The following is a 23,843-nucleotide window of genomic DNA, read 5'->3' on the forward strand; positions in this document are numbered from 1 at the left end:
CGGACCTGTCGGTCAGATTACTGCCCCTTCGTATCGCTGCTGGCGTCGGCGCCCGGCATGTTGGTCGTGTCGTTGGCCGGCTTCATGTGCGAGGTCGACTTCTTGTGATGTGGCTTCGACGACGCATGCGTGCCCGACGCAGCCATCCCGGCGCCCGTCTGATCGGAGGAACTCATACCGGCGCCGTTCCCGCCGCCGCCCGCTGCACCGCCGCCGTTGCCGCCGCCCTGCGCGAAAGCGCCACCCGACAGCGCAAGCAATGCCGCGACGATCCATGTGGTTCTGCTCTTCATCTGCGTACCCCTTTGAATGAAATGAAAGCGGCTGACGACCGCAAAAATCCTGTTGCTGTCAGGGGAAAATCGAGCAAGCGGTGTGCCCCGCGAAGGCGCGCCCGCTCTCGTTTTGCGGCCCGAAAGCGCGGTTTCCCCGAGGCTTTCACACGGCGGCTGAATGCCGCAGCGCCGCACGCACACGCCCTGCGGAGTCTGATAATTACAAAGAGGACGTAAATCTTTCGTGCGATAAATGGCGCAATATGCACAGTGCGCTGCACGCCATTCACACCCAGGAGAACACTTCATGCGTATTTCGACATCGTTTCTGTTCGACCTCGACGGCACGCTCGTCGACAGCGTGTATCAGCATGTGCTCGCATGGAAGGAAGCGCTCGACGAAGAAGGCATCGAACTGTCGGTATGGCGCATTCATCGCAAGATCGGCATGAGCGGCGGACTGTTCACGCATCAGCTGTTGCGCGAAACGGGCGGCGACATGAGCGCCGAGCGCGTCGAGCGCTTGCGGCGCGCGCATGCTCGCGCCTACAAACAGTTGCATGCCAAGGTGCGTCCGTTGCCCGGCGCGCAGGCGCTACTGGCCGCACTGACGGAAAGCGGTACGCCGTGGGCGATCGCGACCAGCGGTCGCATGGAAACGGCGGCCGTCAATCTCGAAGCGCTCGGCGTCGATCCCGCGAAGACAGTCGTCGTGACGCGCGACGACGTCAAGTACGCGAAGCCCGATCCCGATCTGTTCGTCGCCGCAGCGCATCGCCTGAAGGTGCAGATCGAGCATGCCGTCGTGGTCGGCGACAGCATCTGGGACATGCTCGCTGCCCGCCGCTGCCGCGCGCTCGGCGTGGGCCTGCTGTCGGGCGGCTATGGTCAGGAAGAACTCGAACGTGCGGGCGCGCTGCGCGTCTACGAAGATCCCGCCGATCTGCTCGAACATCTCGACGAGATCGCCGCGCGTCCCTGAGTTAATCGCGCCTTCGCATTCGTCCGACACCGCAAGGCGTGCCGCGTGGCACGCCACGTGCACCGCTCCTGTCATGAACCTCACCACGAAGACAGGATCGACATCATGACTCGCGACCCAATCCCCCACGACAACCCGACTGCCCGCCCGGACGACGCGCCACGCGGCGAGCCCGAACCGCCCGACACCTCGAAAGACCTGCCCGAATTGCCCGATCCCGTCGAAGTCGGCGAAGACGGTTGACAGGAATAGTGGTTGCTGAAAATCCCGCTGTACGCATGACCCGTACGAACCCACACAGGGAGAACCATGATGGCATTGCAGAACCAGACACACGGTGGAGCGGATATCGTCGGCGCGAGCCGCGGCGGAAGTCGTGGGCCCGGCCCGGAAGTGATGGCGGCCGATACGCTGGACGGCGACAAGGTATTGAGCGCCGACGGCGACGATATCGGCAAGATCAAGGACATCATGCTCGACGTGCGCTCGGGCCGCATCGCGTACGCGGTGTTGTCGAGCGGCGGCTTTCTCGGCATCGGCGACAAACTGCTTGCTATTCCATGGAGCGCGCTCACGCTCGACGTGGACCGCAAGTGCTTCCTGCTCGACATGCCGTCGGAAAGCGTGAAGAACGCACCGGGATTCGACAAGGATCATTGGCCGTCGATGGCCGATTCCACATGGGCCACGTCGATCCATCAATACTACGGACGCGAGCCATACTGGGGCCGCGAGGATGAGTTCAACGTCGGCGATGTCACGCCCGGCTCGTCGAATGCGCCCGAAGCAGGCGGCGTCAAGCTATAGGCGTCAAGCTATGGGGCCCGCCACGCCTCCTGGCATGACTGCATGCAGTACCGTCCGCTCGCTACGCAACGCCAGCATAGCGGGCGGATTCCGTTTATGGGGAACATCATGGCCGGCACCAGCAAACGCAGCGGAACATCGCGTACGAAGAAGCGCACGACGGCCCACGCATCGACGCGCGCCCGAGGTGGCCGTCCGGCGCGCCAGCGTCATTCGCAGGCCAGCGCCGCGCACCGCGCGCGAACGGCGGCATCGAGCCGCTCCGGGAAGAACGCGAAGTACTGGTCGCATCATGTGATGGAGACCAGCGACGCGATGGACATCGAAAAGGACATCTTCAAAACGGGGACCGCCGACGAAATCGCTCAATCGCTGAAGCGTTCGTCGACGCATAGCAAGCGGCGCAAAGGCACGCCGTACCAATCGGCCATGTCGATGCTCAACTTCTACATCAACCGCGCGGGCCGCAATCTGCCCAAATCGCGCAAGAACACGCTGGAGCAGGCCAAACGCAAGCTGCGCGAAGCGTTCGGCCGCACGCCATGAACGCGCCGCGCGCCCTCCGCTGATGCACCCGGAGACCGTCTGGTGGTATCTGATCGTCGGCGGCGTACTGATTTTCATGGGCATCGCTGCCACGACGTTCAAGCGTCTGCCGTTGTCCGCGGCGATGCTCTATCTCGTCATCGGCTATGCGCTCGGCCCGCCCGGTCTCGGGCTACTGCAACTCGACCTCGCCCGCGACGCGCCCATCCTGCGCCCCATGACGGAAGTCGCGCTGCTCGTTTCGCTGTTCGCGATCGGACTGCGTCTGCGTTTGCCGCTCTTCGAGCCCATGTGGACGCTGCCGCTGCGGCTCGGCTTCGTCGCGATGGTGCTGACGATACCGCTGCTCACGCTCGTCGGCGTACTGGTGCTCGGTCTCGACTGGGGTCCATCGTTGCTGCTCGCGGCCATTCTTGCACCGACCGACCCCGTGCTTGCCCATGACGTAGGCGTCCAGGACTCCGACGATCTGGACCTGCTGCGCTTTTCGCTATCGGGCGAAGGCGGACTCAACGACGGCATCGCGTTGCCGTTCGTGCTGTTGGGACTCGCCCTGTGCACGTCCGGCCAGGCGCATGGAAACGAGGCGAGCGGCTGGCGCATCGCCTTCGAAGCGATCGCGGGCATTCCGGGCGGCCTCGTGATAGGCGGCTTGCTCGGATGGATGACCACCAAGTCCGTGGCATGGTTGCGCACGCGCCATGCACAGGCACTCGGCCTCGAAGGCTTCTTTGCGCTCGGGCTGATCGGCCTCGCTTACGGCGCGGCCCTGCTTGCGCACTGCAATGGCTTCGTTGCCGTCTTTGCGGCCGGCGTTGCGATGCGCGGCGTCGAGCATCGCGCAAGCGGCGGCCGCTCGGCGCGCGAAGCCATCGGCACCGTCGATTCCGAGGACGTCGGCGCAACGGCCTCCGATCCGCGAAAGGCGCACGCATTCATGGCCGAATCGGTGCTCGGCTTCACCATCGAACTGGAACGCATCGCCGAAGTCGCCGTGATGATGATCGTCGGCAACGTGCTGGCGACTTCCGGCGCCTCGCTCTTTACGTGGCAAAGCGCGGTATTGATCGTGACGCTGTTTGTCGTGGTGAGGCCGCTCGCCGTCGAAGCATCGTTGATCGCGTCGAGTGCCACGCATGCGCAGCGCCGCTTGATGAGCTGGTTCGGCATTCGCGGCATCGGCTCTTTCTACTATCTCGCGCTCGCACTCGAGTCGATGCAGCAACGTCACATGCAAGACCTGACGCCCCTCGTGCCGTTGACGCTTGCCGTCATCACGTCTTCCGTCATCGTGCATGGCATCAGCGCAACACCGCTGATGAACTGGTATCAGCGCATCCGGCAACCGGATCGTAAATCGCGTTCAAAATAGCTTTAAGCGTTTTATTCGCTTTAGCACAAACCCCTATGCCGCGCGAATAGAAAAGCGGGTCACTTTTAAAACACGCGCTTCATTCGCGACACAGTGCGTTCTTAAGCAAGAATGACGCTAGGCGCACACCTGAATGTTGTCTATGATAGGCGCTGACGCAATTGAGCCGAACAAGACGTCACAACATTAATCTGCCTCGTCAAATCAGCAGAACACATTCTGTCAATGGCGCTAAGCGAATTGCATCGTTATTTGATGAAAATCATTTTCGCATTCGTGCGAATGTGCCTGGCAGTTTGCACTGAAAGCTTGCAGCGAATTGGCGTGCCGGGCCTTCTTGGCGTGGCAATGGCATTGTCCATTCACTCCGCCTTCGCCGACGACATTACCCAATCGGTCACACAACCTTCATTTGCGCTCTATTACGGCAAATCGCCGCCCGTGGAAATGCTTTCTGCATTCGACGCGGCCGTTGTCGAACCCGACAGCGGTTTCGATCCGCTTGCGCATCGTTTGCCGCATACCACGTGGTTCGCTTATGCCAGCGTCGGCGAAGTGCTGCCTTCGCGCAGCTATTACGCGGATCTGCCGAAAAGCTGGCTGGCGGGAAGCAATGAAGCGTGGGCATCGCGCGTGGTCGATCAAAGCCAGCCTGAATGGCCTGCATTCTTTGTCGATCATGTCATCAAGCCGCTTTGGGACAAAGGCTATCGCGGCTTTTTTCTCGACACGATGGATTCGTGGCAACTCGTCGCAAAGACCGACGAAGCACGCACACGGGAAACGCAAGGCTTGGCCAATGTGATTCGCGCGATCAAGACGCGCTATCCCGATGCAAAGCTGATCTTCAATCGCGGCTTCGAAATCCTCCCGCAGGTGCACGACCTCGTGTATGCGGTTGCGTTCGAATCGCTGTATCGCAGCTGGGATCAATCGAAGCAACGTTATACGGAAGTCTCCGAACCGGACCGCGCCTGGCTGCTGGATCAGGCGAGGACGATACGCGAGCAATATCACCTTCCCGTCATTTCGATCGACTATTGCGCGCCCGGCGATCGCGCATGCCAGCAGGACACCGTCGCGAAGATCAAGGCGCAGGGCATCGTGCCTTATGTCACGGACGGCGCGCTGGCGACGATGGGCGTCGGCGCCGTCGACCCCGTCAAACGCCGGATTCTGGTGATTCAGGATCCGCCGCTGCGCACGGACCTGAACGTATCGCCCGGCGTGCGTTTTCTGGCGATGCCGCTCAACTACCTCGGCTACCGGATCGACTATCGCGATGCGCGCGATCCCATGCCCGAAGGCGATCTGCGCGACCGTTATGCGGGCATCGTGCTATGGCTCGAAGGCCAGGTGCCGAACAGCAAGGCGTATCGCGACTGGCTCACCGCACAGATCGACGCGAAGATTCCCGTTGCCGTGTTCACGACTTTCGGCACGCAGATGGATGCCGACCTTGCGAAAAAGCTCGACCTCGAAACGGTTGCGGGCGCGCCGTCGAATGGCAAGCTCGACGTCGAGTCATACGACCCGAAAATGATGGGCTTCGAAATGAAGCCGCATCCGCTGGCGCGCGACTTCACGCCGATACGCGTCGGCCCGCATAGCCGTTCGCTGTTGCGATTGCGTTCGGGCGACTTCGTGATCGACGGCGCGGGCATCACGCCGTGGGGCGGCTATGCAATGCGCCCGTTCGGCGTGTATGAACTGGATGCCGTCAATCAGGCGCGCTGGGTCACGCAACCCATCGAATTTCTGCGCACCGCCTTGCGGCTGAACCATGACATGCCCGTGCCGGACACGACGACCGAAAACGGCCGGCGCCTGCTGATGTCGCATATCGACGGTGACGGCTTTGCCTCGCGCGCCGAGTACACGACCTACACGCCGCCCAACACCGACATCACGCCGCAATACTCGGGCGACATGCTGTATGCGCTGTTGCGCGACTCCGGCATGCCTACCACGGTCTCGCTGATCGAAGGCGAAGTCACCGACGAAGGGCCGTTCAAAAGCTTCGCGCCGCACCTGCGCACGATAGGCCGAAAGATCTTCGAGTTGCCGAATGTCGAAGTCGCGACCCATACCTATACGCACCCGCTGCAATGGATGCGCGTCACCGGCCTGGGCGTCGCCGACACGCGCGACACGCCGACGGAAGGCAGCAGCCAGACCAACAGCAGCGGCCTGTCCATCGACATTCCCGGCTACCGCTTCAATATCGACCGCGAGATCAAAGGCTCGATCGACTATATCGACCGCAATGTCGCGCCAACGTCGAAGCCCGTGCGCATGGTGTTGTGGAGCGGCGATTGCCAGGTGCCCTCGCCCGTTCTCAAGGCGGCGTATGAAGCGGGCGTGCTGAACCTGAACGGCGGCGACACGCTGATCACGAAGAGCTTTCCGAGCTGGGCCGCGATTGCGCCGCTTGGCGTGATGAAGAACGGCTACTTCCAGATCTTCGCGCCCAACCAGAACGAAGAGCTGTACACGGACCTGTGGCACGGGCCGTTCTATGGCTTTTCGCGCGTGCTCGAAACCTTCGCGATGACGGACCAGCCCATTCGCTTCAAGCCGATGGACATCTACTATCACATGTTCACGGGCACGAAGTACGCGTCGATGAAAGCGCTGCAGCAGATCTTCGATACCGTGCTCAAGCAGCCCGTCACGCCCGTCTTCACCTCCGAATACGCGCGCAAGGTACTCGACTGGCTCGACACCAGCATCGCCCAGGAGCCGGGCAGCAACATCTGGGTCGTGCGTAACGAGGCAAATCTGCGCACCGTGCGGCTGCCCGCCGGCAAGGTGCCCGACATGTCGAATGCGACGGGTGTCGCAGGCTATCTGCCGGGGCCGGGCGGCACTTATGTGCACCTGACGGGCGACGGCACCGCGCGGTTCGCCGTGATCGATCAGTCTGCGGCGCGCCATGTGCCCTATCTCGCCGAAGCCAACGGCATGCTCGACCACTTCGTGCGCACGCGCAACGGTTTCTCGTTCGATCTGCGCTCGCACATCGCGCCGATGTTCCGCGTCGCCAACGCAGGCGCATGCCGCGTGACGAAGCGCCCCGTGACCGACACCACCAACGACTACCACCAACTGCATGTCGACGTCGCCTGCGACACCTGAGCGGCAGCGGCTCTTTTCGCCCGCTGTGATTCTCGTGCTCGGCCTGCTGGTCGGCGTGATGCTCGCGCTCGCCTTTCCGCGCGAGCGGATCGAATCGCGGCTGCTCGAAGGCGCGAATGTCGACGGTCTCACGATCGCCTATCTGGAAGCATGGCTGCGCGTCGATCCCAACAACGCGGAAGTGTTGTCCGAACTCACGCGCGAATACCTGAAGGGTCAGCGCATTTCGGATGCGACGCGTATCCTCGACCGTCTGTCTCGCTCCAATGATCCGAATGCGCGGCAAAGCGCGTTGGCCATTCGCCTGTCGCTTGCACAGCAACGTCTGTATTCGTTGAAGCCGAACGACCCGGCGCGGCCCGCGCGCATTCGCGAACTCGATGCGCTGCTGCACGAAGCGCTCGCCTACAGGTGGGACATCGAGCAATTGAAGATGCTTGCGCAGCAGGCACGCGGCCTGAACGACAACGAGCTTGCAGCACGCTACTACACGTTGCTCGCACAATCCGACCGTGAGCATGCGCGCGAGTGGCTGGCCGAACTCGCGCAAACGCAACTGGGCAACCAGCAGCATCGCGCCGCCGCCGACGCGTGGTTTGCCGTGCAAGCGCAAGCCACCACACGCGACGAAAAGCGCGCCGCGTTCATCGCCGGTTTGCGTGCGCTGCAATCGGGCAATGACATGGCGGCGACGATGCAGGCGGCCGACCAGCATATCGGCGATCTTGCCGACGACCCTGAAACGCTGCGCTTCCTCGCCAATCTGGCGCTGGCCGCCGGGCGTCCCGATCTTGCGTCGAAGTACGTGAAGCGGTTGATGAAGATGTCCGCGCTGGATCACGAGCAGGCGCTTGCGCGTCGTGCGTCGTTCGCGGCGAACCGTGCGGCAGACTTGGGCAACGTCGAACACCGCACGCAGCGCGGCGTGTGGCTGCGCGCTGCGTGGTATCGGCCGCATGCTTCGCGCGGCACGGCACTGCGCCATGCGCTAGACGAGACTTCGGACGCGGCGCACAAAGTCCATATCGTACGCATTGCAACCACAGCGCCCGCGACTGTCCCGTCGACACCGCCACCCGCCAGCGACGCAACCACGTCCGATTACGAACTCGCGTATCGCGTGTTCCTCGCGAACGGCGACGTCGCGAACGCGCAGCGCGTAGCGCAAACGGCCGTCGACCGTGACCCGCAGTCGATTCCCTGGCGCGAGCGTCTCGCGCAGGTCGCGGAGTGGAACCGGCGTCAGGACATTGCGCTCGCCAACTACGTCGCCATCGCGAAGATGCGCGGCACGGACGACGACTGGAAGAAGGTCGCGCGCCTCGCGCCCGGACTCAACGACAACGCCGCGATGCTCGCCGTCACGCTGCATCAGGCCGACCAGCAGCCGGGCAATCTGAAGCTGCTCGATGCCGTCGTCTTCTCGTACGAGCGCATCGCCGATCCCGATTCTGCGTTGAGCTTTCTGCGCACGCGCTTCAATGGCACGTTGCGTCGCCAGGCCATGGAGCGTTTTGCGCAAGTCGCCGAACGCAAGGGCGACGACGATCTCGCGCTGCGCACCTGGCGCGATCTCGAACGCGAATACGGGCCGAACGCGGCCTATGGATTGAAGATCGGCACGATGCTCTACACGCGCACGCAGTTCGATGCGGCGCTCGCCGCGATGAACGAAGCGAAGCGCGGCGCGCCCGCATCGAACGACGAATTCTGGCGCTTCTACGCGCTGCTCGCCGACTCGAACCAGAACACGCGCGATGCAAAACTCGGCTATCGCCAGTTGATCGCGGGCGGCAGGGCCGACGCACAAGACTACGAGGTGATGACGAACTTCTTCAACGACTCGCCGCTCGACGCGGGTCGCATCGCCGAGTACGGATATCGTCACGGCGGGCCGCCGCGCATGCTGTCGGAGGCGCTGTACGGCTATCAGCGCGCGCATGCGTGGGGCCGCATCAGCATCTTGCTCGCCTCGCTCACGCCCGAGCAACTGAAGGCCGCCGAGCAGTCGCCCACGTTCCTGCTCGCACGCGCCGAATACGAACGACAGACAGGCGCAAACGATGCCGCCTTGCGCGACATCCAACGCGCTGCCGCGCTCGATCCCAACAACTCGGAAGCGCGCGCGGCCTACATCTGGGTGCTGAACGAGCGCGGCACGGACGCCGCCCTGCTCGCTGCGCTGCGCCGTCATGCGGGCGACGCGGAGACCGATCCGCAGCTATGGCCCGCGTATGGCGCGGCATGGCTGCGGCTCGGCGATGGGCGCAAGGCCCTGCACTACCTGCACAAACAGGCTGCGCAAGCGCAGCAGAGTCCGTTGTGGCGTCTCACGTTCGCGGACGCGCTCGAACTGAACGGCCGCGTCGACGAAGCGTGGCGCGTACGCAAGCAGGTCTGGCTCGAACTGGCGCGCCGCCGGCGCGATCAGTCGCATGCCGCGCCGTTGCCCGCCGCCGAGCAGGACGATCTGAACGGCCGCTATGTCGCGCTCACGCAGTTGTACGCGAACGGCGACCGCTCGCGCGCGGTATTGATCGACCTGCTGCGCGCCGATCGTAACGGCGCGGGCGACAATCAGGCGGCCGCGTCCGAGCTTGGCGACATCGGTCAGTTGCCGCCTGCGAAGCAGGACGAGATTCGCAAGCGCCAGCGCCTTTATTCGTCGATCGCGCGTGAGGCAGCCATTTCCTGGGTGCAGAACGAAGAAGCGTCTGACATGGAGCGCGCCTGGCTGGAAAAGCAGTATATCGACGACAGCCAGCGCCCCATCTACGCCGAAGCGCAACTCGCGATCAACGACGGTGACGTCAACGAACTGTCGCGCCTGCTCGACACGCTGCCCGATCTGATTCCGAGGCAGAACCGCGTCGATGCGCAGGCGCTCACGGGCCGAACGTCCGCCGCGCAAACCAGCGCGGTCGACTCGCTCACGCGCGAGCCCAACGACGAAGTGATGCAGGCGATGGCGCGCGAACAGTTGCTCAGCAACGCGCAGGCGTTGGCGGGCGCATTCCGCTACGTCGACCAGGGGTCGCTGCGCTTCACCGAGGAATCGGCGACGGGCAGCGTGCGCCTCACGCCGTCGCAGAACCTGCAATTCCGCTACCAGCAGCGCGACCAGACCGTGGACGGCTCGCAACTCGCCTACGCGCCGAAACACGACCGGCTCGCGGAGGCGATCTATGGCCACAAGGGCCAATACGACGAAGAACACGTCACGCTGGGGCGCCGCAACGCGCTCGAAGACTTCACGACGGCGCGCGTCGAAGGCACATACAACGTCACACAGCGCCTCACGCTGACCTACGCGCTCGGCTACAACCAGGCCGCGACGGAATCGACGCAACTGACGGTGGGCGGCACCAAGGACCTTGCGACGCTCGGCTTCAACTACCGGCTCGACCCGCACTGGTTCGGCGGCGCACGCTACGAGTACGCGCGCTTTCACGGCCAGGACCGCTCGTACCTCGGCAACGGCAGTCTCGTCGAAGCGAACTTCGGCTACAAGATCAAGGCCGATTACCCCGACTACACGATCCGCGCCGTATTCGCGCACGGCCAGTACAACGCGACGGGCACGCCGGGCGACCGGCTGCGCGTGCTGCTGCCCGAGAACACGCCGTTCACGGCCGCGTCCTTCATGCCGCAAACCTTCACACAAGGCGGCTTGCTGTTTTCGTTCGGCGACGATCTGCCCGAGCAGTATTCGAAAGCGTGGCGGCCGATATTCGCGGGCGGCCCGATCCGCGATTCGCGCGCGGGCTGGTCGGGCCAGGCGGAACTGGGCCTCGCGGGCAGCGTGTTCGGCAACGATCAGATGCTGCTGTACGGAGCGTATCAGGGCGTCTCGTCGAATCATTCGACTTCCGTGAAGGAAGTCGGCGTGCGCTATCGGTATCTGTATTGAAGAGCCTTTGAGGAGAATGACATGGACCACAGCAAAAACTTTCGCGCTCGCGCGTCGACGTTGTTTGCATCGGCATTTGCGTTGATGGCGCTGACGCTCGCGGGCTGCGCCGTCGTCGATCGCAGCGCGCCGCCCGCGATTGCGAAGACCGACAGCCTCGCGATCCTGCCCATCGCGAACAACACGGAGACGCCGCAGGCGGGCCAGCGTGCGGCATCGATCGCACAGAGCCTGCTCGCATCGTACGGCTATACGAATCTGTCGCGCTACCCGGCGAGCGCCGACGACGAAACGCTGTTCGACGCCGCGAAGCCGGACGCGCAGCAGAACGCGCTGAACTGGGCGCGCCAGCAGAATGCGCGCTATGCGCTGACGGGCGCCGTCAACGAATGGCGCTACAAGGTCGGCGTGGACGGCGAGCCGGCCGTAGGTCTGACCTTCGATGTGGTCGACGTGCAGACGGGCAAGGTCGTGTGGACGGGTACGGGCAGCCGCACCGGCTGGAGCCGCGATGCCGTGTCGGGTGTGGCGCAGAAGCTGGAGCGCGATCTGCTGTCGCCGCTCGCGCGGTGAGGCGCGCCTTGCTCCGCACGACTATCATCGAAGCTGGCTTCGATTTAAGGCGAACGCCATGAACACGCAGGCTAACGAACACTCTGCGCCGCGCGGACGGCACCGGCGCCGTCAGGCGCAAAGCGTCGGCGCGGGCTCCTGGTGGGCCCGCGTGATCGCGCCGCCGCGCGGCTCAGCGCGCCGCCGCGCCATTGCCGCGCTCGAAACGATCGTCGCGACGCTCATCGCGATCGCCATCTGCTGGGCCTTCGATCACACCGATCCTTTACTGGTCCAGAGCGGCTTCGGCTGGATCTGGATCGTGCCGCTCGTGATCGCGCTGCGTTATGGAACGATAGCGGGCGTGTTTTCCGGGCTGATCCTGCTGGCGTCGTGGTACGTGCTGTACCCGGAATACAGTGGCGTGTCCGCGCCCGTTTCGCTCGCGCATGCGTTGCTGGAGACGCCGCACACGCGGCTCTTTCCCGTGAGCTTCTTTCTGGGCGGCTTCGTCGTCACGATGCTGTGCGGGCAATTCGGCGACATCTGGATCACGCGGCTGCGGCAAGGCCGCATCGCCAACGACTATCTCGCCGAACGCCTGTCCATTCTGACGCGCAACCAGTTCATGCTGCGCATCTCGCACGAACGGCTCGAACAGGATCTGCTCGGACGTCCCGCAACGTTGCGAGATTCGCTGGCGCGCTTGCGGACCGTGATTCTCAATCAGGAGCCGACCGAAGCGCAGCAAGGCGTCGTCGATTTGCGCGGCGCGCAACCATTTCTCGAAGCGGCTGCGCAAGCCTGCCAGATCGAAAGCGCGAGCGTGCATACGTGGCGCGGCGGCAAGCCGGCGACCATCGCGGCGGCATCGATCGGCGCGCCCTCGGCGTTCGAACCCGACGATCCCCTCGTGCGCGAAGCGCTCGAAACGCGCACGCTGGTGCATGTCGAATCGAAGGCGAATCAGGACCTGTCGCTGAGCCGCTATGTCGTCGTGGTGCCGCTGATCGACGCGCAGAAGAATCCGGTCGGCGTGCTCGCCGTGGAGCGCATGCCGTTTCTCGCGCTCACGCGCGACAACCTGCAGTTCCTGCTCGTGCTCTGCAACTTCTACGCGGACGGCGTGCAGCACGCCGTCATCACGCGCGATACGCTCGCCACCTTCCCGACTTGCCCGCACACCTTCGCGCTCGACTATGCGCGGCTCGTGCATCTGAAGCGTGACACGCAGGTGCAGTCGTCGATCGTCGCGCTCGTGTTTCATAACGACGAACCCGGCACGACGCTGTACGAGCATGTGCTGCGCACGCGCCGCGCGCTCGACGTGCAGTGGCCGTTGCGCGACGAACGGCATCGCGTGGTGCTCACGCTGATGCCGCTGTCGGGCGATAGCGCCGTCGACGGCTATCTGCTGCGGATCGAAGAAAACCTGCGCGCGCAGTATGGTGTCGACTTCGAAGCGGCGCGCGTCGCCGTGCATTCGATGGCCGTGTCCGCCGACGAACCCATCGCCGCTCTGCGGCGCCTGCTGGAGCGCTGCGATGTCCGCGTCTGACGGCGTCACGGCCGATCGCGGCCGTTCTGCGGGCGCGCGCATCACGTTCGTCGGCGTGCTGCTCGTCGCGCTCGGGCTGGCGCTGGAGATCGCCGTTTTCATGATCGCGACTCGCAGCCTGCCCGACACGTCCGCCGAATGGCTCGGCGGTCTCGTCAACACGGACGTCTCGACGCTGCGCGCCGCCGCGCATCTGAACACGCAGACCCTGCTGCTGTGCCTGCTCGTGCAGGCCTGCGCCGCGCTCGCGACCTCACTCGGTATCGCGGAGATGATGCCTGCGCGCTACCGGCGCCCCCGCTTGGGACTGCTCGTGTCACTGTGGTTTCTGAACTTCGCGGTGCCTGTCGGTGGGATGCTTTGCTCGATCGGCGCGCTCGCGATTGCCGCCGTGTTGCCGCAGCCGCGCGCGCAACTGCCCATCGTGCCCGTCGAGGAACCGGAGTTCGCCGCGAATCTGATCGGCACCGTGTCATACGGGCGCGGCGCGCGCCTGAAAGCCGAATTGCAGAACTCGGAAGCGGGCACGTCGTTTCGCATGACCGCCCTGCTCGCGATGCAGACGATGCCCGCGCGTACCGTCTCACCGCTGCTGCAAGGCATGCTCGCCGATCCGCTCGACGATATCCGGCTGCTCGCGTACGGCATTCTCGACAACCGCGAGAAAGCGCTCACGCAACAGATACTCGTCGAACGTCCGAAGCTCGATGCGAAGCTGCATCCCGAATTGAGCGATGCGGAACGCGCGCACGCAAACCGGACGCTCGCGCAGCTGTATAGCGAACTGATCTACGAAAACCTCGTGACGGGCGACGTGTACCGCAATGCCGCCGACCAGGCCGACGGCTTCGCGGCCGCCGCGCTTGAACACGATCCGAACGACGCGGCGCTGTGGCGTCTGCGCGGGCGTCTTGCCATTGCGCGGCGCGATCTCGACGGCGCGGACGCGATGCTGCAACGTGCGATCGATTGCGGCTTTCCACGCGAACGCATGCTGCCCTGGCTCGCCGAAACGGCTTACCTGCGCCGCGATTTCGCGCGCGTGCGCAAGCTGCTGGCCGAAATGGACAATCGCGCCGCGACGCCGACGCTGGCCGCCGTCCTCGACTTCTGGAAGCCGCGCGGCCCGAACGCCGCGCAGCCCCGCACCATCTGAGGCCGCCCTCATGTTCTCGTCCCAAACGCCGTCACTGCCGCACGCGGAGTCCGCCGATATCGCCCTGCTGCTCGAAGGCACGTTCCCCTATGTGAGCGGCGGCGTGTCGAGCTGGGTCAATCAGGTGATCCGCGCGTTTCCCGAGTATTCGTTCGCGCTGTGCTTTCTCGGCAGCCGCCCGCAGGACTATCCGAAGATGCAGTACGCGTTGCCTGACAACGTCGTGCATCTGGAGAATCACTATCTGTACGATTTCGCACCGCCACCGCTGGTGCAGAAGCAGCGCGGCGATGCGTCGGCGTTCATGCGCTCCGCGCATCTGCACGACGCCTTGCGCAACCCGGCGATGCGCCACGCTGCGGGCCGCATGCTCAAGGACATGTTGAACGAGCTGCGCCCCGGCGGCGCACTGGGCGAAGACGCGTTTCTCTATTCGAAGGAAGCCTGGCATTATCTGACCGACCAGTACCGGCAGTTCTGCACGGACCCGTCGTTCGTCGACTACTTCTGGACCGTGCGCATCATGCACAAGCCGCTATGGCAACTCGCGAAAATCGCCGAAGGTTTGCCGCGCGTGAAGATGTTCCATACGGTATCGACGGGTTATGCGGGCTTTCTCGGCGCGCTCGCGCGCTATCGCCATGCGCGGCCCCTGCTCGTATCGGAGCACGGCATCTATACGAAGGAACGCAAGATCGATCTGTTCCAGAGCGAATGGATACGCGACAACCGCAGCATCTTCGAGCGCGACGTGTCGCAGATCGGCTATTTCCGCGACCTGTGGGTGCGCTTCTTCGAAACGCTCGGCCATGTGTGCTACGACGCCGCTGAAGACATCATCGCGCTCTATGAGGGCAACCGCCTGCGGCAGATCCTGGACGGTGCGCCCGAAGCGAAAACGGCCAACATTCCGAACGGCGTGAATCTGCCGAAGCTCGCGCCTTTACGCGCGCAGCGCGCCGCGGGCGTGCCGAAGACGCTGTGCCTGATCGGCCGCGTGGTGCCCATCAAGGACATCAAGACCTTCATCCGCGCGATGCTGACCGTCGTGCGCCGCATGCCCGATGCCGAAGCGTGGATTGCCGGCCCGGAGAACGAAGACCCGTCGTATGCGGCCGAATGTCATGCGCTCGTCGAGAGCCTCGGCCTGAACGACAAGGTGAAGTTTCTCGGCTTCCAGAAGATCGACGAATTGCTGCCGAAATGCGGCGTGCTCGTGCTCAGTTCGATTTCGGAAGCGCTGCCGCTCGTCGTGCTCGAAGGCTTTGCGGCAGGCGTGCCTTCCGTCACGACGGACGTGGGCTCGTGCCGTCAGTTGATTTATGGACTGGATGGGGACGATGCGGCGCTCGGCGCGGCGGGCCGCGTCGTGCAGATCGCCGATCCGCGCGCGCTCGCCGAAGCGGCGCTCGATCTGCTCGACGAAGACAACTGGCATGCCGCGCAGCAGGCGGGGATTGCGCGCGTCGAACGTTACTACACGCAAGACCAGATGGTCGGCTCGTATCGCGAGCTATATGCGAGGCTCACCGCGCAAGCGGATCTCGTCGATCCACCCGCATCGGAAGCCGATCTTCTGATGCAGATGCCTCACTGAACGGGGGACGCGACCATGGCGGGGATTGGCTTCGAACTGCGCAAGATGCTCCGGCGCAACACGCTGCTGGGGCTCATGCAGGCTTATACGTACGCGGGTCTGATCGGCGCGGGACCGTGGGTGCTGTCGATCGTGGGCATTCTGCTGATCGGTGTGCTCAGCATTCCGTTCGTGCTGCCCACCGGGTTGATCACGCAGTTCCAGGTGTCGGTCACGTATCTGATTTCGCTGTCGCTGGTGTTGACGGGGCCGTTGCAGCTCGCGTACACGCGCTTCACGTCCGACCGCTTGTTCGAAAAGCGCCGCGATCTCGTGCTGCCGAATTTTCATGCGGTGATGTTCATCGTCACGGTGGCGTCGACTGTGCTAGGGGGGCTTGCTGTTGTCTTTCTTTTTCCGCAGCAGACGGCTGCGTATCGCCTGCTGATGCTCGCGGGCTTTGTCGTGATGGGCAATATCTGGATCGCGACGATCTTTCTGTCGGGCATGAAGCAATACATGTCGATCATCGTCGTGTTCTTCATCGGCTATGCGGTGACGACGGGCGCGGCGCTCTCGTTGAACCGGTTCGGCCTGACGGGCTTGCTGTCGGGCTTCGTGGTCGGACAGACGGTGCTGCTGATGGGCCTGCTCGCGCTGATCTATCGCGACTATCGCAGCGACCATTTCATCTCGTTCGAAATGTTCCGCAAGCAGTATCGTTACCCTTCGCTGATGCTGACGGGCCTGCTGTATAACCTCGGCATCTGGGCCGACAAGTTCATGTTCTGGTATTCGCCGGGCACCGGGCAAGCTGTGATCGGTCCGCTGCGCGCATCGATCATCTATGACATCCCTGTGTTTCTCGCGTATCTCGCGATCATTCCCGGTATGGCCGTATTTCTGATGCGCATCGAAACGGATTTCGTCGAATACTACGACGCGTTTTACGATGCCGTGCGCGAAGGCGCGTCGCTGCAGCATATCGAGCGCATGCGCAATGCGATGGTCGAGGCGTTGCGCAACGGCATCTGGGAAATCATGAAGGTGCAGGCGATCGCCGCGATGATGCTGTTCGCGGCGGGGACGATCCTGCTGCAATGGCTGCAGATATCGACGCTGTATCTGCCGCTGCTGTATATCGACGTGATCGCGGCCAGTATGCAGGTCGTGTTCATGGGCACGATCAACGTGTTCTTCTATCTCGACAAGCGCAAGATCGTGCTGTTGCTGGTGGGTACGTTCGTCGCTTCGAACGTGGTATTGACGGCTATTACGCTATCGCTGAACCCTGCTTTTTACGGTTATGGGTTTGCAGGGTCGCTGCTGCTCGTCGTGCTTGCGAGTCTTTATCTGCTCGACCGCAAGCTCGACTCGCTCGAGTATGAGACGTTCATGCTGCAATAAAAACGCGGCGTGGCTTGCCACGCCGCGCGATGCACCCTTCGCTCACACTTCGCCGCCAAAGCGCGTTCCTGCAATCTGCTGACGGCGCGGCTCGCCTTGCCGCTCCAGCATCCAGCCCGGATACTCGGACGGCAAACGGCTCACTTCGTCGAGCTTCGCCAGTTCTTCCTTGCTCAGTTCGACCTTCGTCGCAGCGATGTTGTCGTCGAGTTGCTCGACGCGCTTCGCGCCGACGATCACGCTCATCACCGACCGTTGATGCAGCAGCCACGCGAGCGCGATCTGCGCGACCGAGACGCCCTTCGCGTCGGCAATGGCGCGCATCGCGTCGACGCAATCGAATGCGCGATCGCGGTTGACGGGCGGGAAGTCGAATGTCGTGCGGCGACTGCCTGCTTCGCCCTGCTCGTCGCGCTTGTATTTGCCGCTCAACAAACCGCCCGCGAGCGGACTCCATACCATCAGGCCCAGGCCTTCGCTTTGCAGCATCGGCACCAGTTCGCGCTCGAGGTCGCGGCCCGCGATCGTGTAATACGCCTGCAACGTATCGAAGCGCGCGAGACCAAGGCGCTCCGAAATGCCTAGCGCCTTCGCGATCTGCCACGCGGCCCAGTTCGATACGCCGATATAGCGCACGTGGCCGTGCTGCACGAGCGTATCGAGTGCGCGCAGCGTCTCCTCGATCGGCGTGACGGGATCAAAGCCGTGGATCTGATACAGATCGACGTGATCGAGCTGCATGCGCTGCAGGCTCGCCTTGATGCCGTCCATGATGTGGTAGCGCGACGCGCCGCGCGCATTCGGGAAGTCGCCGGTCTGGCCGAATACTTTCGTCGCGACGACCACGCTGTCGCGCGGCACTTTCAGGTTCTTCAGCGCCTGCCCGGTGATCTGCTCCGAGACGCCGGACGAATAGACGTCGGCCGTATCGATGAAATTGATGCCCGCGTCGATCGCGCGGCCGATCAGACGTTCGGCGTCACTCTGCTGCAGATCGCCGATGTGCTGCCAGATGCCACCCGTGCCGCCGAAGGTCATCGTGCCGAGGCATAGTTCCGAAACGAAAACGCCAGTGCGGCCAAGCTGGTTGTATCGCATGTTCGAGACTCCACGTGAGTGATGAAGCGGTGCTGAGTCGATCAGAATACTCAATGCGCGGCGATGTTGCTGGTGCGTTGCCATGGCTTTTACAACCGTCCGTGCAATCCGCGCATGGATACTTGCCGGGCCTTTCGATAACCCTTTCATGACAATTTCATTCAGCACACGAGCGCATTTCTTCCGTCATGCCGCGCGTCGGCTCATGTAGGATCGGCGTCATGTTCTATAGACCGATGAGATGAGCGCGCATCTATGCATCATCACCGGCACTGCAGGCGTGTTCGGAGAGTGGGTGACCGGTAGTTGCGTTATAGCGTGCCCGATCGAACACCCGATCGCAACCTCGGCACGCCCCCACGAAACCTGCGAGACTGAACGGGTCTAACGGTTTTACGGGCGTGCCACACCGCACTGGATATGCGGCGCCCCGCCCCCATCTTCGACCTCATGACTTCCGTCTCTTCCGCCGCCTTCGGGCTGGCCGACCCGCTGGCCGATTTCCATCCGGCCGTGGCGGGCTGGTTCCAGAAAACCTTTGCCGCGCCCACGGACGCGCAGGCCGCCGCATGGCCATTGATCCGCAATGGCCGGCACACGCTCGTCGCCGCGCCGACAGGTTCGGGCAAGACGCTGACCGCGTTTCTCGCCGCGCTCGACGAACTCGTGCGCGACGGGCTCGCGCACGGCGGCGCATTGCCGGACGAAACGCTGGTGGTTTACGTCTCGCCCCTCAAGGCGCTGTCGAACGATATCCGCGTCAATCTGCAGACGCCGCTCGAAGGCATTGCGAACGAACTCGCCGAACGCGGGTTGCCCGTCCCCGAGATTCGCACCGCCGTGCGCACCGGCGATACGACACAACAGGAACGCGCCGCGCTGAAAAAGCGCGCGCCGCATATTCTCGTCACGACGCCCGAATCGCTGTACGTGCTGCTCGGCTCGGCGTCGGGCCGCAAGATGCTCGCGACGGTCCGCACGGTGATCGTCGATGAAATCCACGCGATGGCGGGCGGCAAGCGCGGCAGCCATCTCGCGCTGTCGCTCGAACGGCTCGATGCGCTGTGCGGCCGGCGCCTGCCACGCATCGGCCTGTCGGCGACGCAAAAGCAGATCGAAGCCGTCGCGCGGTTTCTGGTCGGCGGCGCGCGTGTCGACAGCGACGAACCCGCCGACTGCGCGATCGTCGATGTCGGCCATGTGCGTGCGCGAGATCTCGCGCTGGAAATTCCGCCCGTACCGCTCGAAGCGGTGATGTCGAACGAAGCGTGGGAGCTCGTCTACAACCGACTCGCCGAACTGGTCGCGCTACACCGCACCACGCTCGTGTTCGTCAACACGCGGCGCATGGCCGAGCGCGTCGCGCGGCATCTGACCGAGCGCCTCGGCAAGGACGCCGTCGCTGCGCATCACGGCAGCCTCGCGAAGGAACATCGCCTCGACGCGGAGCAGCGTTTGAAGCGCGGCGAGCTGCGCGTGCTGATCGCGACGGCATCGCTGGAACTGGGCATCGATATCGGCGACGTCGATCTGGTCTGCCAGATGGGCTCGCCGCGCGCGATCGCGCCGTTTCTGCAACGCGTCGGACGCTCGGGCCACCATGTGGGTGGCATGCCGAAGGGGCGGCTGTTCCCCGCTTCGCGCGACGATCTGATCGAATGCGCGGCGCTGCTCGATTGCGTGCGGCGTGGCGAGCTTGATCTGCTGCACATTCCGCGCGCGCCGCTCGACGTGCTTGCGCAGCAGATCGTCGCCGAAGTCTGCAACGCCGAATGGAGCGAGGACGCGCTGTTCGAACGCTTCCGTCACGCCGCGCCGTATGCCGCGCTCGAACGCGAGCAGTTCGACGCCGTGCTGCGCATGCTCGCCGAGGGCTACACGAGCCGTCACGGCCCGCGCGCCGCGTATGTGCATCGCGACGCCGTCAACGGCACGTTGCGCGGACGGCGCGGCGCGCAGCTCTATGCGGTGACATCGGGCGGCACGATTCCGGAAAACGCCGATTACACGGTGGTGCTCGAACCGCAAGGGCTCAATATCGGCACGGTCAATGAAGACTTCGCCGTCGAAAGCCTTGCAGGCGATGTGTTCCAGCTTGGCAACGCGTCGTACCGGATCATGCGTGTCGAAAGCGGCCGCGTGCGGGTCGAAGATGCGCAAGGCCAGCCGCCGAACATTCCGTTCTGGCTCGGCGAGGCGCCGGGGCGCAGCGATGAACTATCGGCGGGCGTCGCGCGGCTGCGCGCGGAGATCGAGCGGCGGCTCGCCGTCGCGAAGACCGCTTCACCGATTGCTTCGGATACCGATGCATTTTCCGATTCACACGACGGCGTTGCGACCGTCGCCGAGCAGGCGGCCACGGTCACGCTCGATCTCGAACCCGCTATTGCGTGGCTGGTTGAGCAGACTCAGCTACCCGAGGCAGCCGCGCGGCAAATCGTCGAATATCTGGCGCGCGCCCGCCAGGCCCTCGGCGCGCTGCCGACGCAAGACACGCTCGTGATGGAGCGTTTTTTCGATGAATCGGGCGGCACACAGCTCGTGATTCATACGCCGTTCGGCAGCCGCGTCAATCGCGCGTGGGGCCTTGCGCTGCGCAAGCGCTTTTGCCGCACGTTCAATTTCGAGTTGCAGGCGGCCGCGACGGAAGACGCGATCGTGCTGTCGCTGACGGGCGCGCACAGCTTCGCGCTCGATGAAGTGTGGCGCTATCTGCGTTCGGCGACAGCCGAACACGTGTTGGTCCAGGCGCTGCTCGACGCACCGCTGTTCGGCGTGCGCTGGCGCTGGAACGCGACGACGGCGCTCGCGTTGCCGCGCTACACGGGTGGCCGCAAGACACCGCCGCCGTTGCAACGCATGCGCAGCGACGATCTGCTCGCAACCGTATTCCCCGATCAGGCCGCATGCCTCGAAAACATCGCGGGCGAGCGCGAATTGCCGAGTCATCCCCTCGTCGATCAGACGCTCGACGACTGCCTGCACGAGGCGATGGACACGGATGGCTGGCTTGCGCTGCTGCGCCGGATCGAAAGCGGGCAAATCGCGCTGGTGAGCCGCGATCTGCCTGCGCCGTCGCCGCTCGCCGCGGAAATCCTCACGGCCAAGCCGTACGCGTTTCTCGACGACGCGCCAATCGAAGAGCGCCGCACGCAGGCCGTGTTGAATCGACGCTACACGAGCGGCCCCGACTCCGCCGACGATCTCGGCGCACTCGATGCCGACGCGATTGCAAGCGTCGGCGAAGAAGCGTGGCCGCAAGCGCGCAACACCGACGAGATGCACGAAGCGCTGATGGGCCTTGCGTGCATCACGGAAGCCGAGGCGCAGCGCAACGAAAACTGGCCCGCGTGGCTCGCAGAACTCGCGAAAACGGGCCACGCTGCGCGGATGCAGATCGCGCAACACGACGCGCTGTGGCTGCCCGCCGAACGTCTGACGTGCCTGCGGGCGATTTATCCGCAGGCGCAAATCAAGCCGACGATCCGCGCGCCTAAGGGTTTCGACGAACCCTGGACAGAAGACGACGCGCTCGTCGACGTGGTGCGTGCCCGGCTGACGGGATTCGGGCCGCTGCCGCTTGCGTCGATCGCACGCGCGCTGGCGCTGCCTGCTTCGACGGTTGCACTGGCGCTCACGCGGCTCGAAGCGGAAGGCTATGTGATGCGCGGCCGCTTCACACCGGGCACCACGGATGAAGAGTGGTGCGAGCGGCATCTGCTCGCGCGCATCCATCGTTATACGGTGCGGCGCTTGCGGCGCGAGATCGAGCCTGTCGAGCGGCACGACTTCATGCGCTTCCTGTTCGCGTGGCAGCGCCTCACACCCGATACGCGCGGCGAAGGACGGGATGCGCTCGCCGCCGTGCTCGATCAGCTCGAAGGTTTTCAGGCGGCTGCGAGCGCATGGGAAGAAGACATTTTGCCTGCGCGGCTGAAGGACTATTCGATCACCTCGCTCGACGAGCTGTGCCGTTCCGGCAAGATCGTCTGGACACGGCTCACGGATCGCGCGCGCGGCGCAAGCGGGCCGGTGCGCAGCACGCCCATCGTGCTGTTGCCGCGCCGTGCGCTGCCCGTGTGGACCGCGCTGCTCGACACGTCGAAACAGCCGGAGTTGTCGCCGAAAGCGCAACTGGTGTTCGATACGTTGACGCAGCACGGCGCGATGTTCTTCGACGAGTTATCGGGCGATGTTCATCTGCTGCGCGTCGAACTCGAAAACGCGCTCGGCGAACTGGTCGCGGCGGGCCTCGTCAATTCGGACAGCTTCGCGGGTTTGCGTGCGCTGCTGAAACCCGTCGCGAAACGCAACGCGTCGTATTTTCCGAGCCGCCGTCCGCGCGGCGCGGGCGCGCTGATCGGCGGCATGGACGATGCGGGGCGATGGGCGCTGTTGCGGCGGCCGGTTGCCGCTGTGGCCGAAGAACCTGCGCCCTCTTCTTCCCGGCGTTCTTCGACTTCGTTCGCGCCCGACGTGATCGAGCATGTTGCGATGGCGTTGTTGCGGCGCTTTGGCGTCGTGTTCTGGCGGTTGCTCGAGCGGGAAGCCGAATGGCTGCCGCCGTGGCGCGATCTGCTGCGTGTGTATCAGCGGCTGGAAGCACGCGGTCAGGTGCGGGGCGGACGCTTCGTCAATGGTCTGGCGGGGGAGCAGTTTGCGTTGCCAGAGGCGATTCCGCTGTTGCGGGAGGTGCGTCGCCATGCGGATGATGGTGCTTTTGTGTGTGTCGCGGGTACGGACCCGTTGAATCTGGTCGGCACGTTGCTGCCGGGGACAAGGTGCCTGCTGTTGCAGGGAACCGCGTGCTGTATCGGGATGGTGTGCCCGTTGCGTCGCTCGTTGCCGGCGAGTTTAATCTGCCCGATGATGTCGATGGCGAGATCAAGCAGGTGATGAGAATGCGGCTCGCGCGGCGGTATTGAATGGGGTTTGGGTTTGCTTTCGCTCGCATCCGCGGTTTGCGTTTTCGCTGGCATCCGCATTTTGTTATGCTTGCCTCAAGCGTTGCCCCTGTGCGGGGCGGCACCTACTTTTCTTTGCCGCCGCAAAGAAAAGTAGGCAAAAGAAAGCGGCTCACACCGCCAATCCTTGTGTTTGCCTGAGGGCCCCCACAGGTTCTTATGCTTCACACGGCGACGCCCTGGTTTGCGCTCGTTGCCAACGTTCTCCCTGTACGCCTCACCCCGTTCACGCGCCCGAACTACAGCACGCCGTGCCAGTTATTCCACAGCCGCCCAGGTGGCAAACTGTGTGTAGGTCGAAGTAGCTCACACGCCTCACTTCGGACAGATAGCGCACGCGTTCCACCCTGTAAGCGCGCCAGGCTTTACGACGCGACAACCTACACACAGTTTGCCACCTGGGCAGCACATACCAATCGCTGTCGCTGGCCGTTGTACGGGTGCTTGACGCGGGTGAGGCATTCATTCAAAGCGTTGGCAACGAGCACCGACCAGGGCACTG

General features: G+C 64.0%; 15 protein-coding genes. 13 read left to right on the top strand and 2 right to left on the bottom strand.

Going from position 1 to position 23,843, the window contains the following annotated elements; genetic code table 11:
* Positions 1-17: 17 nt before the first annotated feature.
* Entirely contained in the window at positions 18-293 is a 276-nt protein-coding gene (locus PPGU16_RS19705; RefSeq protein WP_180724461.1) for a hypothetical protein, read from the bottom strand.
* Between the two features lie 289 nt (positions 294-582).
* Here PPGU16_RS19705 and PPGU16_RS19710 point away from each other — a divergent pair, with 289 nt between their 5' ends.
* From PPGU16_RS19710 to pelG, 12 genes are all read left to right on the top strand, one after another.
* Positions 583-1,257, top strand: coding sequence for an HAD family hydrolase (locus PPGU16_RS19710; protein WP_180724462.1), 675 nt, complete (start codon positions 583-585; stop codon positions 1,255-1,257).
* Positions 1,258-1,362: 105 nt separating this feature from the next.
* Positions 1,363-1,500 (top strand): hypothetical protein, encoded by a 138-nt coding sequence (locus tag PPGU16_RS19715; protein ID WP_180724463.1) that lies wholly within the window; start codon positions 1,363-1,365, stop codon positions 1,498-1,500.
* 69 nt (positions 1,501-1,569) lie between these two features.
* A complete protein-coding gene (locus PPGU16_RS19720; protein ID WP_180725139.1) occupies positions 1,570-2,064 on the top strand; it encodes a PRC-barrel domain-containing protein in 495 nt (164 codons plus the stop codon).
* Positions 2,065-2,160: 96 nt separating this feature from the next.
* Positions 2,161-2,610, top strand: a complete 450-nt coding sequence (locus tag PPGU16_RS19725) for a DUF3175 domain-containing protein (protein WP_180725140.1) — start codon at positions 2,161-2,163, stop codon at positions 2,608-2,610.
* A gap of 22 nt (positions 2,611-2,632) precedes the next feature.
* The gene (locus tag PPGU16_RS19730) at positions 2,633-3,982 is read left to right on the top strand and encodes a cation:proton antiporter (protein WP_180724464.1); all 1,350 of its coding nucleotides are present in this window, start codon (positions 2,633-2,635) and stop codon (positions 3,980-3,982) included.
* A gap of 225 nt (positions 3,983-4,207) precedes the next feature.
* Entirely contained in the window at positions 4,208-7,120 is a 2,913-nt protein-coding gene (locus tag PPGU16_RS19735) for a bifunctional glycoside hydrolase/polysaccharide deacetylase family protein (protein ID WP_180724465.1), read from the top strand.
* Entirely contained in the window at positions 7,095-11,030 is a 3,936-nt protein-coding gene (locus PPGU16_RS19740) for a tetratricopeptide repeat protein (RefSeq protein ID WP_180724466.1), read from the top strand. Before PPGU16_RS19735 ends, PPGU16_RS19740 begins: the two co-directional genes overlap by 26 nt.
* A 21-nt stretch (positions 11,031-11,051) precedes the next feature.
* On the top strand, positions 11,052-11,603 hold the full coding sequence (locus PPGU16_RS19745) for an LpoB-related protein (RefSeq protein ID WP_180724467.1): 552 nt from the start codon (positions 11,052-11,054) through the stop codon (positions 11,601-11,603).
* Between the two features lie 58 nt (positions 11,604-11,661).
* Complete coding sequence (locus PPGU16_RS19750) at positions 11,662-13,140, top strand: PelD GGDEF domain-containing protein (RefSeq protein ID WP_180724468.1); 1,479 nt, start codon at positions 11,662-11,664, stop codon at positions 13,138-13,140.
* Positions 13,127-14,296, top strand: a complete 1,170-nt coding sequence (locus tag PPGU16_RS19755; RefSeq protein WP_180724469.1) for a tetratricopeptide repeat protein — start codon at positions 13,127-13,129, stop codon at positions 14,294-14,296. The genes PPGU16_RS19750 and PPGU16_RS19755 overlap by 14 nt, the downstream gene beginning before the upstream one ends.
* Before the next feature lie 10 nt (positions 14,297-14,306).
* Positions 14,307-15,893 carry a GT4 family glycosyltransferase PelF gene (pelF, locus tag PPGU16_RS19760; protein ID WP_180724470.1) on the top strand — a complete coding sequence of 529 codons (1,587 nt, stop codon included), beginning with the start codon at positions 14,307-14,309 and terminating at the stop codon, positions 15,891-15,893.
* A gap of 15 nt (positions 15,894-15,908) precedes the next feature.
* Positions 15,909-17,279: an exopolysaccharide Pel transporter PelG gene (pelG, locus tag PPGU16_RS19765; RefSeq protein ID WP_180724471.1), complete on the top strand. Its 1,371-nt coding sequence runs from the start codon at positions 15,909-15,911 to the stop codon at positions 17,277-17,279.
* A 42-nt stretch (positions 17,280-17,321) separates the two neighbouring features.
* Here the strand turns inward: pelG and PPGU16_RS19770 are convergent, their stop codons facing one another.
* Positions 17,322-18,377: an aldo/keto reductase gene (locus PPGU16_RS19770; protein ID WP_180724472.1), complete on the bottom strand. Its 1,056-nt coding sequence runs from the start codon at positions 18,375-18,377 to the stop codon at positions 17,322-17,324.
* 450 nt (positions 18,378-18,827) lie between these two features.
* Here PPGU16_RS19770 and PPGU16_RS19775 point away from each other — a divergent pair, with 450 nt between their 5' ends.
* Positions 18,828-23,273, top strand: coding sequence for a DEAD/DEAH box helicase (locus tag PPGU16_RS19775; RefSeq protein ID WP_243460637.1), 4,446 nt, complete (start codon positions 18,828-18,830; stop codon positions 23,271-23,273).
* Positions 23,274-23,843 lie beyond the last annotated feature (570 nt).

Source organism: Paraburkholderia largidicola, from assembly GCF_013426895.1.
Lineage (GTDB): Bacteria > Pseudomonadota > Gammaproteobacteria > Burkholderiales > Burkholderiaceae > Paraburkholderia > Paraburkholderia largidicola.